Here is a 16,689-nt window from a genome sequence, read left to right as displayed (position 1 = left end):
ACGTTGCCTGCCCGTCGGACTACTCCTGGACGGCCGCGGACGCGGGCCTCCGCAGCGAGACGCGTTGCTCCAAGGCGTCGAGCACGGCCTGCATGGCGTCCTTGAACGCCGTGTACCTGGAGGCTTCGAAGCGTCCCTGCGCCCGTCGGATACGGAAGTCTCGCGTGAGCACGCCATCCGCCAGCCGGGACGCCAGCTTCCACTCCGCATGGTCCGTGGTGCCGGAGCGCTCTTCCAGGTCCTGCGCCGTGACGGCCTGACCCGAGGGCACCTCGAAATGGGTCACGCTCTCGATGACGAGGGGCGTCCTCATTTCAAAGGGAGAGTCGCGCCGCTCCGTCTCCCGGATGCTCAGGAAGTTGTGCTCCCAGGGCGAGGGCAGTTGCCCCACGATACCGCCGCCCGCGGAGGCGAAGCGGCCGCGCACGACGTATTCGATGCTCAAGGTCAGCGGACGCTCGGGCTCCTCCAGGTCGGGGGCCTCCAGGGCGGTGACGCTCACGCCGGCCCGGGAGCCTCCCAGCATGGTGGCCATCTGCTCCGCGCGCTCGGAGGGCTCTTCGCTGGAGAGGTAGTAGCGCACGGCGGAGGCGTGGTCTCCCGTCAGCGTCACCTGCTCCTTCACGTGCAGCGTCGTCCCCTGGAGGCGGACGTGGCGTTCGGCGCGCACGTGGCTCAGGGCGGACTGGGGAATGCGCATGAGCCGGGACTTCGTGCCATCCAGCACCAACGCTTCCCGGCCGCCCAACCCAATCTCCCCGCTGCTCATGGGCGCGATGAACTTGTTCGTCGCATCCACGAAGGTGCCCCCGCCCACCGTCGGCAGGTAGACGACCATGTGGTCGAACTGGTCCAACGAGGGGGGGTCCGCGACGACGGGGCCGCCCGTCCGCACGAGCGCCAGCCGCGAGGCAATCCCGGCGGCGCCGAGCAGTTGGTGCAGCAGGAGCGAGTGGTCCTTGCAGTCGCCGGTGCGGTTGCCGAGGATTTCGTCCACGGCGTGCGGGATGCGGGCCCGGGCGCCGAAGAGGATGCCCCGGTACGTCAGGCTCTTCTGGACCCACCGCGCCAGCGCGGCGGCACGCGTCGCCTCATCCCTGGACGTCCCCCCCTCCTTGGCGGCCAGCGCCTTCACGGTGGACGCGGGCGCGAGCTGCGCGGCGATGGACTTCAGGTAGTCGGTCCCCTCGGCCTCCCACGTCCTGCCGACGGGGGCCAGCCACGCCATGGGCAGGTACTCCTGGTAGTCGGGCTGCATGCCCTCCTCGCGGTAGAGGGCGGGCTGCTCGACGACAAAGGTCCATGCATCGGGCGCCTGGAGGGGCTTGAGGCCGGGCGAGGCTCGCCACTGCATCGCGTCCACGTCGCCGCGGACGTAGAGCACGGCGCGTGACGTGGGGATGCCGGCGGACAAGTTATGTTCGAGGAAGCGCATGGCCTGCGGCGGCGTGATGTCGCGCCGGGTGACCACCACGTCGACGGTGTGCCCGGGCTTCAGGCCCGGCACGGGCACCACCAGGGTGCGGCGCTGGGTGCCCTGCTGCGCGGAGGCCTGGTCGGAGACGTAGCAGTCCTCCACCTTGCCCCTGGCCACCACGCGGCCCCGCTCATCCCGGACTTCCACCCGGTTGACGAAGATCTCCTCGGACAGCGGGTTGAGCTCGAACTCGAAGGTGTTGAAGCGCTCCACGCCCGCCGCGTTGTGCACCTGGACCCGGCGCAGGTCGGTGGTGCGCAGCTCCTTTCCCTTCACGAAGGAGATGGCGGTGGCCCGCAGGAGGTACTGGCCATTGTGGCCCGGCGCCTTGGCGGGCTTGTCACTCCGGGCCAGCAGCTCCGCTGGCAGCGCGACCTCCTCGATGGGCGTCTTGAGCACCGAGTTCACCCCCTGGCCCAGCGTGCCGGACACATGCTCCAGGAACTGGCGCGTGTCCGCGGAAGTGGGCTCCAGCTCGAGCGCCTTCTCCAGGGAGGACTTGGCCTCCGCATAGCGCTTGAGCGCGTACTCGGCGCGGGCCCGGACCTGGTAGCTCCTGGAGGACTGCGCCGACTTGCTCACCATCTGCTCGGCGACCTCCAGGGCGAGCTTGGGCTTCCTGGCCTCCAACCACGTGTCCACCAGGGCTTCGGAAACCTCCAGCGTGTAGCCCTCGCGCTTCTGCCGCTGACTCAGGAGGGCGGCGGCCTGCGCGGGGGCGCCCTTGCGCCGCAGGATGTCCGCGTGCATGAGCGTGGCGCCCGTCGAGTCAGCTCGCTTCCGGTATTGCTGGACGACCTGGAGCGCCTGCGCGACGCGGCCCTTCTCCTCGAGCAGCGAGAGATACCGACGCAGGTGGGGCTCGTTGGTGAGGCGGGAGGGAAAAACCGAGGCGTAGGCCTGGAACCCCTCGGCCTCGCGGCCGCTGCGCACGAGAAGGTATGCCCGCCAGGACTCCAGCCGCAGCTCCCCCCGGAACCGTTTCGCCTGGGCGTTGATGAGCGCGAGCCCCTCCTCGTACCGCCCTGCGGCGCTGTACGCGGCCGCGGCGTTGACGAGCAGCATCGGCTCTCCGGGCTCCAGCTCGAAGGCGCGCTTGAACCAGGGCAGGGCCGAGGCGAAGTCCTCCCGGTCGGAGTAGTACCGCGCGATGCTGTCGAAGACCTTCGCGTGAGAGGTCGCGGAGGCCTTGCCCACCGCCGCGGAGCGGGGCGCCGTCGAAGGGGCGCTGAGCTTGACGGCATCCAGCGCCGAGCGGACCCGGGTGCCCAGGGTGGGCTGGTTCTTGGCCCACCATCCGGCGAGCAGGTACGCCATGTCCCCATCCCGGAACACGCGCAGCTCGTACTCGTCGACGGCTCCCTCTTCGTTCTGGGACTCGTAGGTGAAGGCCCGGCCGGAGAGCTTGTCCGAGGTGATCTCGCGGGCATTGCGGACCGTGGCTTCGCGGGAGTCGACGGCGAGGACGTTCAGCAGGCCGTGGGCCAGGGCGTCCGGAGAGGGCTCCTCCCCGAAGAGCCAGATGGGGACGACGAGCATGCTGGTGTTGTCACCGACCGCGCCGAAGTCCGCTTCGGGAAACTCCGTCGCGAGGTTGTTGGGCCGTTCCCAGAGCCGCCCGTCCAGTTCGACGGAGTAGCCATACTCCGTGGACTGTCCCGTCAGGGGGCTCGCGGCCGCGGCGGCGGGGGCGGCCTTGCGCTGGGGATCCACCATGGAGAAGCGCGAGAACAGGCGGTCCGCCTCCTCGAAGAGCTCCTTCTCGTCATGGGTGCTTCCCCACGCCATGAGTTGATAGGCGTATCCTTCGTGCGAGTAGACCCACTGCACGTACGTCAGCGGCAGCTGCTTGTGATGGGCGCGGGTGCGCATGCGGATGCCCTTGAGCGCACCGACGGCATGGGGTTCGCGCGACAGTTTTTCGACCGCGCCCAGGCCGCTCTCGAGGTTGGCGGCCACCATGTCAGCGATCAGCTCGGTGCTGTCCTCTCCGCCAGGGGCTTCTCCGTCCGAGGACTTCTCCGGGATGATGATGAAGAACATCTGGGCCTTGCCACCGCGCGCCATGGCGAACTTCGCGAGCTTGTTGAGCCGTGGGGCGTTCATCGTGATCCAGGGCCTGCCTGGATGCTGGAAGGCGAAGTTGAACTCCTCGTCGCGGATGCCTTCGTCGGGCTTCTCCGCCCGGAAATCCGCGGGGATTTCATCCCGCCGTGAGAGGGCGCTGAAGAAGCCGAATCCCATGCCGCCGAGGATGAGGACCGAGAGCGCGACGGCCCACCACGCGTGCGTGCGTCCCTTCAGCCGCCGCTCCTTGTCGGAGCGGAGCTCCACCAGGCTGGTGACGGCGAGGAACAGTCCCAGCAGCATGAGGATGAACGTGACCAGGGGCACCAGGACGGCCCGGAAGGGGAAGTCGAGTACGGGCGTGATCAAGCTTGAGACGAGCATGACCAGCGCGGCGATCTCCACGACCACCAGCGAAGAGATCGCCTTGCGGTTCACGGAGGCTTCTCGAAGGGCCTCGCGGTGTTTGAAGAGGCCGAAGAGAAGGAGAAGGATCCAGATCAGATTGCCGGGGAGCAGGCCAGGGTCCGTCGCGCGGCGAAGAGCAGAGTGTGCATGTGGAGATGGACCGCAGCCTAACAGGCGCGGCGTCTGCCATCCCATCCCCCCAGGATTCACAAAGGACAACGCCCGGACTTCAAAGCGTGTAATTCATTGTCTTCCGGAAAGAGTCAGCGCTGGGGCGGGGTCTGGCATTACCCAGGCAGACAGTGACCGTATCTAGCGCGGAGTCTTGCTGCTCAGGGGGCAGCCACGTTGGGGGATGAGTGACGAACGCCCCACCGTGAACCCAGGCATTCGCCCTGTCTATGCTCATTCACGTCCGCGAAAGAAATGTCCCTCCGCCGGTCACAGTGAGTCCTCCCCTCAGGAGAATGTCGTCATGAGACTGCTGCTCCCCATCGTCCTTTCCATCGTGTTCGTGAACGCGGCGGCCTGCAAGGCCCCATCTCGAATCAAGCCCCCGGAGCCCACACCGCAGGACACGGCCCGCGTCGAACCCTTTCCCGCTGGCTTTGACTATCCGGTGAGCGCCAAGTCGCTCGCCGAAGCCATCACGGACCGAGACACCCGGAAGCTGCGCCGCCATGGCTGGTATCTCTTCGCGGGCATCAACAAGCCCGTCAACGGGCTGCCGCTCTGGCGGACGTGGCCGACCTCCACGGCCGCTTATGCTCAGGAGGGCCTCTCCCAGGCCCAGACATTGCGCGCCCCCCGCAGCCTCATCCAGGTCAACCGGGACAACAGTCCGGCCAATCTGAAGTCGCTGCCCGTCTATCCCGTCCCTCAGGGGGTCTGCCAGAAGTTCTATCCCGAGGGTAGGTGCCCGGATCAGCTCCCCGATGGTGACGTCTTCCAGAGCAATGGCGACATCATGATCGCGGGCGTCATCTACAACGAGGATGCCTTCCGCTGGATTCGCGGGACGGGGCGGCAGGCCTCGGCACGCCTCTTCGAGGCACCCGTGCTCACCCGCATGATTCCTCCTTCGGAGCAGACCCGACAGCTTCCCGCGTTCCCGGAGCAGTCCTTCGTGCTCAAGCACATGTACTGGCCGGTGCCGGGGGATGCATGCGGCGCCCTCCCTGTCTGGGACAATCCGACGCCCCCCACGCCTTCGACGTACATGGGCTATGAGACATGGAACCGCGCCGTCGCCGTCGCCACTGCGGGTTGCAAGGCTGCGCCCGGCACGACGACCTCCGTACGCTTCCTGAACGGCGTCAAGCCCGGTCCTGGCACGCAGCATTTCCCCCGCGTGTTCAACGACGCCAGGGTTGTCCCCCTGGCGGACTTCTACCACCAGACCTTCACGGCCCAGGACATCGCGGCGCTGAGCTCCCATGACCAGGCTCTGCTGGATGCCTCCGCGTTCTGGTCCTATGGGAGGTCCTTCGCGCCAGGGGACTCCATCGTGTCCATCGCGACGCACATCTTCACCAAGGAGATGCCCACCTGGACCATGCAGAGCTTCTGGTGGCACGACGCGCCGGACCAAGGGCCCTATGCGAGCGATCGCCCGGAGATTCCGTCCTCTCAGGCCCCCGAGACCTGGCGCCACTACCTGATGGTCAGTGAGTACGGCATCCCCGACGTCTCCGACCCCGCGAGCCTGCCAGCCCACTTCAACCCGTACATCGAACTGGTCTCGCATCCCGTGGCGACGAACTGCCGCAACTGTCACCAGCGCGCCGGGTGGCCCCGCGCGAACATGGGGCGAACCCCTGTCGCGGCCTATCAGGTGACGCCCATCGAGAACGACCCGGGCCTGCTCGCCAACCTTCAGCCTGACAATCCCATCTTCAAGAGCCTGCTGCTTCTCGACTTCCAGTGGGCGCTCAGCGACCGTGCCATCCCCTTGCCGTCCCCGGCGCCTGCGCCTGCGCCAACTCCGTAGGGAGCGGCCATCGCCCGGGTGTGCTCCCGGACGGGGCCAGGGAGGCTGCTCGCTGGGCATCGCCAAGAACCGCAGCGACAGGAGTGGCCTGGACGCGCTCTTCGCGGGCCCGCGGCAGAAGCACGCTGGCGTGTGGCGACCAGTGGGGCATCGAGCCTTGGTTCAAGGTTGGCATCCGTGCCAGGGTTCCCGGGCTCGAGCAGAAAGTGAGTGGAACATGAGCGACGGTGACGCGAAGGTCACTCCTGTGCGGCCTGAGCCCAACGGGCCGATCGTCCTGCACAAGCTGCTGGACGCTCAATTCATGGAGATGGGCCGGCTGCCGCTTCCGGACAACTGGGTCCTCAACAACGGTCCGGCCGCCATGAGCGGGCCCGGCAACGTGAACGTCTATGTGTCTCCGCTCAAGACGTTCATGTTCTCCCACGACCCGATGATGCAGCGGCAGAACGGTCAGCCGATGCGGCCGTTCGTCTCCATGGAGCAGGTGCTGCACGAGGACCTGCTGCCCCAGGACCTGCCGAAGGGCTCACGGCTGGTGAACCAGTTCGACGCGCCGCCTATCGCCCGGGCTGACAAGAGCTTCTCTGATCTGCTCTACAAGGTGGGCCCTGTCCGGGAACTGTACCTCGCGCGGATGACGGAGTGGATGGACCGCGGCGACCAGCCCTATCTCACCGTCATCCACCTGAACGAGGTTGACCTGGGGATGATGGTGAATTGGAACTACCACTGCCACGCGCTCAACGCGCCGACGGAGCGGTATGCGGAGATTCGGGACGTGCTCCTGAATGCCTTGGCGAACATCCAGTACAATCCCGAGTACGTTCGGGCCTATAACCAGCAGGAGCAAGCGAGGGTATCCGCAAGCTAGGCCTCGCACCAGCAGTGCATGCAGGGGAATCGGGCCGCCCTTGAGGCGCAGCAGCGGGCCTTCCACAAGAAGAACGACGCGATCAACGCCTCCATCGCGGCGACCTACGCCAAGGGCAGTGCCAAGTCGACCGCATGCACCACCGCTTCATGAACTATGTAAATGGCGAGGAGACGGTCCGCACTACGGGAGATGGCCAGCGCTACCAGGTTCAGTCTGGCGCCACGCAGTATTGGGTGAACTCGCAGGGACAGTACGTCCCGTCGAACGATCCGAACTACGATCCCAACCGCGATCCCTGCGTCAATCAATAACAGTGGCGGAAGACAGATATTGAGGGCTGATAATGTACAACCTGTTGGTGACCGCGCAGGAGGACGCATGGGACGACCCGTCTGGATCGTACCTACTCGAACGAGCGCGCTTTCTAGAATTCACCGACCAGAGCATCCGCGACCGCTTCGAGCGGCTGGATGAACTGGCTGTTGTGTCTCTGTGTGGCTTCCCTGCCCTGTTTGCTTACGAGAGCCCCAGACGGAAACCTGCGAGACGTGGATACATCACAAGGGTCACAATCGAGCCTCGATTCGTTCGTGTGGGTTTCAAACTGGACCCTCAGACGCGTCCGATCGCCCCCGAGGATCTGGAGGTCATCCAAAGGACCCTGGGGATCGATAACACTTTCGAGCTGAATCGCACGCACTGGGCCGTCAAGGATGTCAATTTGACGGAGGCGCTGAGGAGACTGGAGGGCGTTAGGAAAACGCGAGTCCTGCAGGCAGCGAATCGGTTCGCACTTCTGGCCGTGCGGTCCATTCTGGATGCAGCCGAGCCTTTCGAGGTGGACCTCGCGGGCACCCGGTTCAAGGTAGAACCTCAACGCCTCTCGCCTGGCCCTTGGCCTGCCAGCCAGTCATCCGGCCTGGATGAAAAGAGCGATGGTCCATGGCCCCAGCCTCTGCAACTGGATTGCTCTTGGGCGACCGGTAGGACCCGGCTCATCGTCTCGGCGAAGCCAGGCAGTGGAGACCGCTATCAGGGGCACGTCTCCCTCGTAGTCAGCGTCCTCCTGACTTCGCGACAGCTGCTCTTCCTGAATGTTGCCAATGCATTGCAGGAGTCAATTGGACCCACGGTTCATTACTCCGCCCTGGCGACCATTGTCTCCCGTATCCCCGACGACCCCGCAGAGAAGCAACGCCGCAGCCACCATGTCTCCACCATCAGGAGGCTCTTCCTTAACTCGGGTCTGCCACGTACATCGGACTCCGCCATGGATGCGTTTGATATCGCGATGCCTGGTGGAGAGGTCAAGCCTTCACCTGGTATCGCTCTTCGGCGACTGACCCAGCTGGCCTTGCTGAAGCTGCCCTTCCTGGTGAAGAACCAGACCGACGTCATCGAGGGACGGCCCTATCTCGATCCGGACAAGTTGATCGAGGAGGACCTCGAAGAGCCGGTCGACGCGCCCGTGCCGGACGATACGGACGCCGACTTGATCGAGGAACAGGAGCAGTTGGATGCTCCGCCCATCGCTTCGCTGGATCCCAGTCGTTGGTCGGACCCTCGCCTGGACCTGAAGCCCTCGCAGGTCATGCCGTTCCTCGAGAAGCAGCGCCTTCAGTTGCCCCCGACGCTCACCGCCCAGCTATGCGCCGCGCTCTCCTCCGGAAAACACCTGCTCCTCGTGGGACCTCCGGGCACGGGGAAGACGGTGCTCGCGCAAGCGCTCGCGGAAAGCGCCAGGGAAGACGGCTACTGCAACGGGGCATTCGTCGCCACGGCCTCAGCGGACTGGAGCACGTTCGACACCATCGGGGGCTACGCCATGGACAAGGAAGGGCACTTCAGCTTCCGCCCCGGTGTGTTCCTGCGTGCAATCGAACAACGAAAATGGCTCCTCATCGACGAGGTCAATCGCGCGGACATCGACCGCTCGTTCGGGGAACTCATGACGGTGCTCGCGGGTGGGCGCACGGATACCGCCTTCACGCAGGCGAACGGAGCCGCCGTCTCCATCGGTCCCGGAGTGGGCGAGTCCCACCGGATGACGCCTGCCTTCCGGGTCGTGGCGACGATGAACACCTGGGACAAGACCTCGCTGTTCCGGCTCTCCTATGCCGTGCAGCGGCGTTTCGCTGTCGTCTTCATCGGTATTCCCCTAGATGAGATGTATGCACAGATCCTCGACACGTGCGCGAAGGAGGACGCCGACGGGGCCCCCGCGCTAGGGGATGAAGCGGTCCAACGCATGAAGCGGCTGTTCTCTCTGTCTGGACTGCTCGCTCACCGGCCCCTTGGGCCCGCGCTCGCCATCGATATGGTGCGCTACCAGCGTCACCGGCAGGAGGGGGGCACGGGGTTCACGGAAGCCATCTCCCTCTTTCTCCTACCGCAGCTAGAAGGGCTTGATGCCGACCCGGCATCCGCCATCTTCCGGGCCCTGCGCGACGCGGTGGGCGGATGGGCGGATGAGGTGTCCGTCGCGGAGCTCCGCGCGCGCTATCGCGACCTCTTCCCATCCGCCACGCTCACTGAGTCATGAGCTCCTGGGAGGATGAGCTGAAGGAGCACTTTCCCGGCTACCTGCTGCCCTCGGCGACATTCGAGGCCATCACCCGGGAAGCCGCATCCCGGTTCCTGGAGCGGCTGACCGGCCGGAGCGATGCATTGTCCCTGCTCCTCGCCGCCAGCGCGCTCGCGCCCGTGGCCAGGGAGGTCCGAGACTTCGCCACGGAGCTCCGGCTCGTCGCGCGCGTCCTGCCCTCGCGTACCCAGATTGAACACGTTGAAAGCGACAGCCAGGTACGAGGACGTCTCGACGTCGCCAGGACCCTGCGGCAGAACGGGGTGGGACGTCCCCACCGTGTCGTCTCACGCGTCCGGCAACGTGACTTCAACCTGCCGGAGAACGTCCTGCTCGTCGCCACGGCCCATCGGCTGCTGGAGTACCTCGCCCGGCTGGAGGAGCGTGGGGCGCTCTCGAAGACCGTCAAGCAGAGCTGGTCGAAGGGCTTCCTCGCCTGCGCCGAGAGCATCAAACATGACCTGAGTGCCACGGTCCTGCGCGAGGTCTCCGTGCTCCAGGTGGAGGCGCAACACGAGCAGGCGGCGCGCGCTGCCTCGCACAAGGCCTACAAGCTCGCGCTCCAGCTGCACGAAGCCCTGAAGCGCATCGACACCGTGGATCCACGCGCCATTGCGCACGAGGTGGCCCAGGGCGCGCTCTTTCCCTTCAGTCCCGCCGCACGCTTCGAACTCGCGGTCCTGATCCGGCTCGGACGTTCCGTCGAGAGCGCCTTGGCCGGGAGGAACTACAAGGTCGGTCGGGCCCTGATTGAGGATGACCGCAGCCACGTCTTCGAGTTCACGTCCAACGGCGACAGCCTGCGCATCCACTACAACCACGTCCTCTTCGAGGAGCGAGGCGCCCGGGACCGGGGCATCCAGCACTATTTCGGCGAGCAGGGCCGGTTCCGGCCCGACATCACCCTGGAGTGGCTGCGGGGTACACGGCGCATTCGTGCGGCCGTGGTCGAGGTCAAGTACTCAGACAATGCGGACTACCTCAAGGAGGGGTACGCGCAAGCACTGCTCTACCGCGCTGAGTACGCTCAGGAACTCACCGGCTGGCCCAAGGCCATTCTCGTGGTGTCGAGCGGGCGCGCCATCCAGGGAACCCCGCGACGCGAGGACGACGTGGTCGCTGTGGATTGGAACCGGTGGGTGCCCAACCTCGTGCTGGAGGGGTTGCTCGAGGGATTCGGAGCTGCGGAACCCGGCAGAAGGTGAGGGGGAGTTGGGCCCTCCTGGATTCGAACCAGGGACCAATCGGTTATGAGCCGACAGCTCTAACCGCTGAGCTAAGGGCCCTCATGTCTCTGACGCCAGACGCGGAGGGGACTATCTCTCCGCCCGCGCGCGCCTGGCAAGCGCCGCCGCGTGTCAGGCCTTGCCGTCCTTCTTCACCACGCGGAACACCTGGCCCTTCTCGTTCACCGTGACGCCCTCCGCGCGCAGGCGCTTCGCCTGCTCGTGCGCCACCGGGGGCGCCAGCGTCCCGTCCGAACGGATGACCCGCCACCAGGGCACCTGCGTGGCCTGCCCCGGCAGGTGCTTCAGCTCCCGCCCCACGCCGCGCGCCGCGCCCGGCCGCCCCGCGTAGATGGCCACCTGCGCGTACGAGCGCACCTCGCCCCGGGGAATGGAGCGCACCTGCTTCATCACGCTGTCGGAGAAGGGCAGGGGCTTCTCGACGGGCTTCTTCGCGGCCACGGCGCACCTCACACGGGACGGGCGAAACGACGAAGGCCCCCGGTCCACTGGAGGGAACGGAGGCCTTCAGGGCTCAACGGTCAGCGGACTTCCGGGGCTCAGCTCTCCACGAAGGAGCGCAGGCGCTTGGAGCGGCTGGGGTGACGCAGCTTGCGCAGCGCCTTGGCTTCAATCTGGCGGATGCGCTCGCGCGTCACCTCGAAGTCCTGGCCCACCTCTTCCAGCGTGTGGTCGCTCTTCTCGCCAATGCCGAAGCGCATGCGCAGGACCTTCTCCTCGCGCGGCGTGAGCGTGGCCAGCACCTTCCGCGTCTGCTCGGCCAGGTTCATGTTGATGACCGCGTCCGCGGGCGACACCAGGCTCTTGTCCTCGATGAAGTCGCCCAGGTGGCTGTCCTCTTCCTCGCCGATGGGCGTCTCCAGGGAGATGGGCTCCTTGGCGATCTTCAGGACCTTGCGCACCTTGTCGAGCGGCAGCTCCATCTTCTCCGCGATCTCCTCCGGCGTCGGCTCGCGGCCAATCTCCTGCACGAGGTAGCGGCTCGTGCGGATGAGCTTGTTGATGGTCTCGATCATGTGCACCGGGATGCGGATGGTGCGGGCCTGATCCGCGATGGCGCGGGTGATGGCCTGACGGATCCACCAGGTGGCGTACGTCGAGAACTTGTAGCCGCGCTTGTACTCGAACTTGTCCACCGCCTTCATCAGGCCGATGTTGCCCTCCTGGATGAGGTCCAGGAACTGCAGGCCGCGGTTCGTGTACTTCTTCGCGATGGAGACCACGAGGCGCAGGTTCGCCTCCACCAGCTCGCTCTTGGCGCGCTCGGCGCGCTTCTCACCCAGGCGGATGGCGTCGTAGTTGCGGCGCAGGGCGTCCACGGGGAGGTTGGCCTCCTCCTCCACGCGCTTGATCTTCCGCACCGCCGTGCGCACGTCGCGGTCCAGGACCTCCAGCTGCTCCGGGGTGAAGTTGAGCTGCTTCTGGAGCTTCTTGGCGATGTTCGGGTTCTCGCGCGACTCCTTGAGCTGCGGGCGCAGGTCCTTCATCACCACGCCGTAGCGGCGCTCCAGGTCCCCGAGCTCCTCCTCCGCCTTCTCCACGCGCTCGATGAGGCCCTTGAGGTTCACGACGATGCGGTCCACCTGCTTCTTGTTCAGCCGCATCTCCTCCAGGACCTCCATCATCTTGGTCCGGAGGTCCTTCACCTCCTGCTTGAGCTCCTTCTTGCGGACTTCCGTCAGCTTCTTCTTCCCGGAGAGCTCCTCCTCCAGCACTTCGCAGTCCTTGGCGAACTTGCGGAAGCGCTCGATCTGCTTGGAGATCTGCTCGATCTTGTTGAGCTCGCTCTGCGCCAGCTGCGCGGGGGCCTCGCCCTCGGCTGCTTCCTCGGCGGGCTCCTCCGCGTTCTCCGACTGGGCCTCTTCGGGCGCGTCCTTGATGACGTCGCGCACGCGCAGCTTGCCCGTCTTCAGGCGGTTGCTGATGTCCAGGATGTCCGCCACCGCGACGCGGCAGGCGAGCAGGGCGCGCAGGACCTCCTTCTCACCCTCCTCGATGCGCTTGGCGATCTCCACCTCGCCCTCGCGGGTGAGGAGGCTGACGCTGCCCATCTTGCGCAGGTAGAGGCGGACGGGGTCGTTGGACTTGCCACCCGGCTCGTCGTCCTCGTCCTTCTCGTCCTCGTCCTGGTCTTCCTTCTCTTCCTCGACGGCGACGGTGGGCTTGATCTCGTTGGACTGCGCGGCCTTCTGCGCGTCCACGATCTCGATGTCGTTGTCGCCGAACATGCTCATCACGTCGTCGATCTGATCGGACGACACGATGTCGGCGGGGAGGGCGTCGTTCACCTCGTCATAGGTGAGGAAGCCCTTCTCGCGGCCCGCGGCCAGCAGGTCCTTGACCTCCTTGCGCTCGGCGACGGGATCCTCCTCCACGTCGTCTTCCACGGCGTCCGGATCCACCTGGACGGCGGCGGCGGCTTCCTCCGCGGCCTCCTCGGGATCCACGTCGTCGGCCATGGCGGCGACGCCCTTCTTCTTCTTGATCTTCTCGGGCGCCTCGGCGGGGGCGTCCTTCGCCAGCAGCTCCCTCTCCTCAGGCTCCGCTGCCTTCGTGACCTTCGCCGCAGGGCTGTCCGGGGCCTTCTTCTTGCGGATCACCGGATCCACCTTCTTCTTGGTGGGCTTCACGGATGCCTTGGGGGGCTTCTGCGTCGGCATTCGGGTACTTCTCCTTAAGAAAATCAGGTGCTTTGGCCTGGGCGAGCCGGCCGATCTACCGCAAAGTCGAGCTTTCTTACAAACGCGAACTCAAACCGGTTGCATTGGTGCCTTTGTTCCCGTTGCCGAGGAAGCGGGCCTCAGCTCATCCAGGACGCGCTTGCGGAGGGCCAGCAGCTCCTTGCGCTCGGACAGGAGCTGGCGGGTCTCCTCTGTCAAATCAAAAGCCCCCGGGGTCTGTTCCGTCGCTCGCTTTATATAAACGAGCCGCTCGTCGATACGCCGCACCATGATGTCGCGGCACGCGAGGATGAACTCCGTCTCCAGCTCCATTCCCCCCGGGGAGAGCCGGCGGCCGGCCTCCAGGAGCGTCCGCTTGACGACCTCCGTCGCCTCGAAGAGCGCCTCCTCCAGCCCCTGCCCGGACGTGGCCTGCGCCAACACCATCCGCAGCCCCATGTGGGACAGCTCATCACACACGCGGAAGGTGTCCCGGGCGAGCAGCCGGGAATCCCGAAGGATGGCGGCCACATAGAGCGCCTCCGACTCCGGCGGGGGGCGCTCCGCCTGGGGCTTGGGCACGGGGCGCGGCGTGGCCTGGGCGGGGACGACGTGGGCCTGGGGCGCGACGGCGGGCTTGGGCGTGGGGGGCGGCTTGTACTGGAGCGACGACTCAATCTGCGCCGGCATCCAGCCGAAGTGCCCCGCCAGCGCGCCGATGAGTGCCGAGCGCGTCAGGCCCGGAGGCACCTGGGCGGTGACGGGCTTGAGCCGCTCCAGCGCGGCCATCTTCTCCTCGAAGCTCGCCTGCCTGCCCGAAGGCAGCAGGGTGGCGAAGAGGTACGCGGTGAGGGGCTGGGCGCCCTCCAGGAGGCGCTCCACGCCGTCGGTGCCCTCGCGGCGGGCGAACACGTCCGGGTCATCTCCCTGGGGCAGGAGCGCCACCCGGGTGGGGGCGCCCGCAGCGAGCAGGGGACCGGCCAGGCGCTCCACGGCGGCCAGGCCCGCGGAGTCTCCGTCCAGCAGGAGCACCAGGTCGCGGGCCTCCGCGCGCTTGAGCACCTGGAGGTGGCCGGCGGTGAGGTTGGTGGAGCACAGGGCCACCGCGTGGCGCACGCCCACCTGATGCAGGCCGATGCAGTCGAAGTACCCCTCCACGAGCACGGCCGTCTTGCGCTTGTGCATTTCATCGCGCGCCTGGTCCATGCCGAAGAGCGTCTCGCTCTTGTTGTAGAGCCGGGACTCGCGCGAGTTGAGGTACTTGGGCCCGTCCTCCGCCGCGACCAGCCGGCCGCCAAAGGCGATGGGCCGCCCCTCCGGCGCGCGGATGGGCACCATCAGGCGGCTGCGGAAGAAGTCGATGCAGCCGTCGCCGCTGTTGCGCTTCGTGATGAGGCCCGCCTTGAGGCCCCACTCCAGCATCCCGTTCTTCTGGAAGCGGTCCGCCAGCAGGCTCCACTGCGCGGGCGCCCACCCCAGGCCGAAGCCCTGGGCCACCTCTTCCGACACGCCGCGGCTGGCCAGGTAGGCCCGGGCGGCGCGGCCTTCGTCCTCGTGCCAGAGCAGGCCGCGGAAGTGCTCCGCCGCGAAGTCCGTGGCCTCCTTGACCTGCTGACGCTCCTTGAGGCCCGGGTCCTGCGCGGCCTCCAGGTCGATGCCCACCTCCTGGGCCAGGTCGCGCACCGCGTCCTGGAACGTCTTGCCCAGGTAGCGCTGGATGAAGGACACCGCGTCGCCGCTCGCCCGGCAGCCGTGGCAGAAATAGAAGCGCTTCTCCGGGACGACGTAGAACGAAGGCGTCTTCTCCTGGTGGAAGGGGCAGCGGCCCTTGAACTCGCGCCCGGCCTTCTTCAGCTCCACGTGACGGGACACCAGCGACACGATGTCCACGCGGTCGAGGACCTCCTGGATCTTGTGCTCCGGAATCACGACGCCCCTCCATCCATCCGCATGAGCGCGGCCTTCCGCCCGCAATCCTGACGCCCCGGTCTGACGCGGCCCGCACCGCCGCTTCCCCGCCCGCCCTCCCAGGCAGGTAGGGCCCACGGACGCGGACGGGGCGCGGAGACAGACGGGGGCTGGGACACGGCGCGCACTCCTGAAGGCCGGCTGCTCGCCTCCCGGGGTGGGGGACGGGCGGACGGCCCTGGGATCAGCGCTTAATGGCCAGCGGGCGAGGGATCAAAAAATCCGCTCGAGCCCGGGGTGGGAAGGGCACCTGGGAGACGTTCCCGGCGCCCCTTCCCGTGGAAACCACGGTGCTTCAGGACAGCCTGGCCAGCTGGGCCTTCACTTCTTCGGAGATGGCCTTGCCCTCGGCCTTGCCCTGGAGCTTGGGGTTCACGTTCTTCATGACCGCGCCCATGTCCTTGGGGCCCTTGGCGCCGACCTCGGCGATGGAGGCCTGGACGGCGGCGGTGAGCTCCTCGGGGGTGAGCTGCTTGGGCAGGTAGCGCTGCAGGACGGAGATCTCCTGCTCTTCCTTGTCCGCCAGCTCCGGGCGGCCACCGGCCTTGAACTGCTCGATGGAGTCGCGGCGCTGCTTGATGAGACCGGCGATGACCTGGAGCACGCCCGCGTCGTCCAGCTCGCTGGCACCCGGCTCGACCTCCTTGTACTTCACGGCGCTCTTGAGCATGCGCACCACGCTCAGGGTCAGCTCGTCCTTGGCCTTCATCGCGTCCTTCAGGTCCGCGGTCAGGCGCTCTTTCAGGGTGGTCATGTCGGGATTCCTCACGGGCGGGGAAAAGGGTCGCCGCGCCAGCGGATGGGACGGCGGGAACCAGGGCACCTGACTGCTTCAAGGCGCCCCGGCTCCTCACTGCGGGCCTGCTAGTACGACTTGCGGGCCTTCTTCACAGCGCGCTTCTTGGCGGCGAGGGCCTTCTTCTTCCGCTTCACGGAAGGCTTCTCGTAGTGCTCGCGCTTGCGGATCTCGGAAAGGATTCCGGCCTTCTCGGTGGCCTTCTTGAAGCGCTTGAGAGCGCTTTCGATGGACTCACCTTCCTTCACTCGAATACCGGGCATGCAGTCACCTCCTTCCGCCTAGCTGGATGCAATCTGGAAATCTTCAGAGGGTCGGGGGGTATGGCGCAGCGGGCCGCAAAAGGCAAGGAGACCCGCACGGAAAGGATGGGCGCGGGTGCGCTAGAGTGTCCGGCGCGTGTCCCGTCTCCTCCTCCTGGTGCTCCTGCTGGCGGCCAGCCCCTCCCGGGCCGGCACGGTCGCTTCCGAGTGCTGGGCCGCCTGCCGCCGCCACGTCGCGGACCCGTCGCTGCGCGCGCGGACCTGCGGGGCCTGCGTCACCGGGGGCCGGGTGGACAGCTGGGTGGCGTCCCTGGGGACGGGCGGTTTGGAAGCGCGGCGGGCCCTGGAGTCG

At 66.8% G+C, this 16,689-nt stretch carries 10 protein-coding genes, 1 tRNA gene and 1 pseudogene; 5 read left to right on the top strand and 7 right to left on the bottom strand.

Translation table 11 applies throughout. The features are described from left to right. Window positions 1-19: 19 nt before the first annotated feature. Entirely contained in the window at window positions 20-3,982 is a 3,963-nt protein-coding gene (locus tag ACLEQD_RS08255; RefSeq protein WP_410382974.1) for a DUF3857 domain-containing protein, read from the bottom strand. A 445-nt stretch (window positions 3,983-4,427) separates the two neighbouring features. Between ACLEQD_RS08255 and ACLEQD_RS08250 the strand changes: the two genes are divergently transcribed. The 4 genes from ACLEQD_RS08250 to ACLEQD_RS08235 all read left to right on the top strand — a co-directional run bounded on the left by ACLEQD_RS08250 (window position 4,428) and on the right by ACLEQD_RS08235 (window position 10,608). Continuing rightward, window positions 4,428-5,942, top strand: coding sequence for a hypothetical protein (locus ACLEQD_RS08250; RefSeq protein ID WP_410382973.1), 1,515 nt, complete (start codon window positions 4,428-4,430; stop codon window positions 5,940-5,942). Window positions 5,943-6,159: 217 nt separating this feature from the next. Then, the gene (locus ACLEQD_RS08245) at window positions 6,160-6,816 is read left to right on the top strand and encodes a hypothetical protein (protein WP_410382972.1); all 657 of its coding nucleotides are present in this window, start codon (window positions 6,160-6,162) and stop codon (window positions 6,814-6,816) included. Between the two features lie 346 nt (window positions 6,817-7,162). Next, on the top strand, window positions 7,163-9,361 hold the full coding sequence (locus ACLEQD_RS08240) for an AAA family ATPase (protein ID WP_410382971.1): 2,199 nt from the start codon (window positions 7,163-7,165) through the stop codon (window positions 9,359-9,361). After that, entirely contained in the window at window positions 9,358-10,608 is a 1,251-nt protein-coding gene (locus tag ACLEQD_RS08235; protein WP_410382970.1) for a hypothetical protein, read from the top strand. Before ACLEQD_RS08240 ends, ACLEQD_RS08235 begins: the two co-directional genes overlap by 4 nt. Window positions 10,609-10,616: 8 nt before the next feature. Here the strand turns inward: ACLEQD_RS08235 and ACLEQD_RS08230 are convergent. The 6 genes from ACLEQD_RS08230 to rpsU all read right to left on the bottom strand — a co-directional run bounded on the left by ACLEQD_RS08230 (window position 10,617) and on the right by rpsU (window position 16,337). Then, window positions 10,617-10,689, bottom strand: a tRNA-Ile gene (locus ACLEQD_RS08230). A gap of 72 nt (window positions 10,690-10,761) precedes the next feature. After that, window positions 10,762-11,091, bottom strand: a complete 330-nt coding sequence (locus ACLEQD_RS08225) for an MGMT family protein (protein ID WP_410382969.1) — start codon at window positions 11,089-11,091, stop codon at window positions 10,762-10,764. Between the two features lie 98 nt (window positions 11,092-11,189). Beyond that, window positions 11,190-13,310, bottom strand: coding sequence for an RNA polymerase sigma factor RpoD (rpoD, locus tag ACLEQD_RS08220; protein WP_410382968.1), 2,121 nt, complete (start codon window positions 13,308-13,310; stop codon window positions 11,190-11,192). 90 nt (window positions 13,311-13,400) lie between these two features. Then, window positions 13,401-15,239 (bottom strand): DNA primase, encoded by a 1,839-nt coding sequence (gene dnaG, locus ACLEQD_RS08215; protein ID WP_410382967.1) that lies wholly within the window; start codon window positions 15,237-15,239, stop codon window positions 13,401-13,403. Window positions 15,240-15,573: 334 nt separating this feature from the next. Then, window positions 15,574-16,032 carry a GatB/YqeY domain-containing protein gene (locus tag ACLEQD_RS08210; protein ID WP_410382966.1) on the bottom strand — a complete coding sequence of 153 codons (459 nt, stop codon included), beginning with the start codon at window positions 16,030-16,032 and terminating at the stop codon, window positions 15,574-15,576. Window positions 16,033-16,142: 110 nt separating this feature from the next. Beyond that, complete coding sequence (gene rpsU, locus ACLEQD_RS08205) at window positions 16,143-16,337, bottom strand: 30S ribosomal protein S21 (protein ID WP_014395136.1); 195 nt, start codon at window positions 16,335-16,337, stop codon at window positions 16,143-16,145. Between the two features lie 136 nt (window positions 16,338-16,473). On the opposite strand from rpsU, the pseudogene ACLEQD_RS08200 reads away from it, so the two are divergent. Beyond that, window positions 16,474-16,689 (top strand): annotated as a pseudogene (locus ACLEQD_RS08200) (hypothetical protein); the annotation flags it as partial.

This window comes from Corallococcus sp. 4LFB (assembly GCF_046520365.1).
In the GTDB taxonomy this organism is placed as follows: domain Bacteria; phylum Myxococcota; class Myxococcia; order Myxococcales; family Myxococcaceae; genus Corallococcus; species Corallococcus caeni.
The sequence above is the reverse complement of the archived record's forward strand: the minus strand, read 5'-3'. Positions and strand labels throughout refer to the sequence as shown.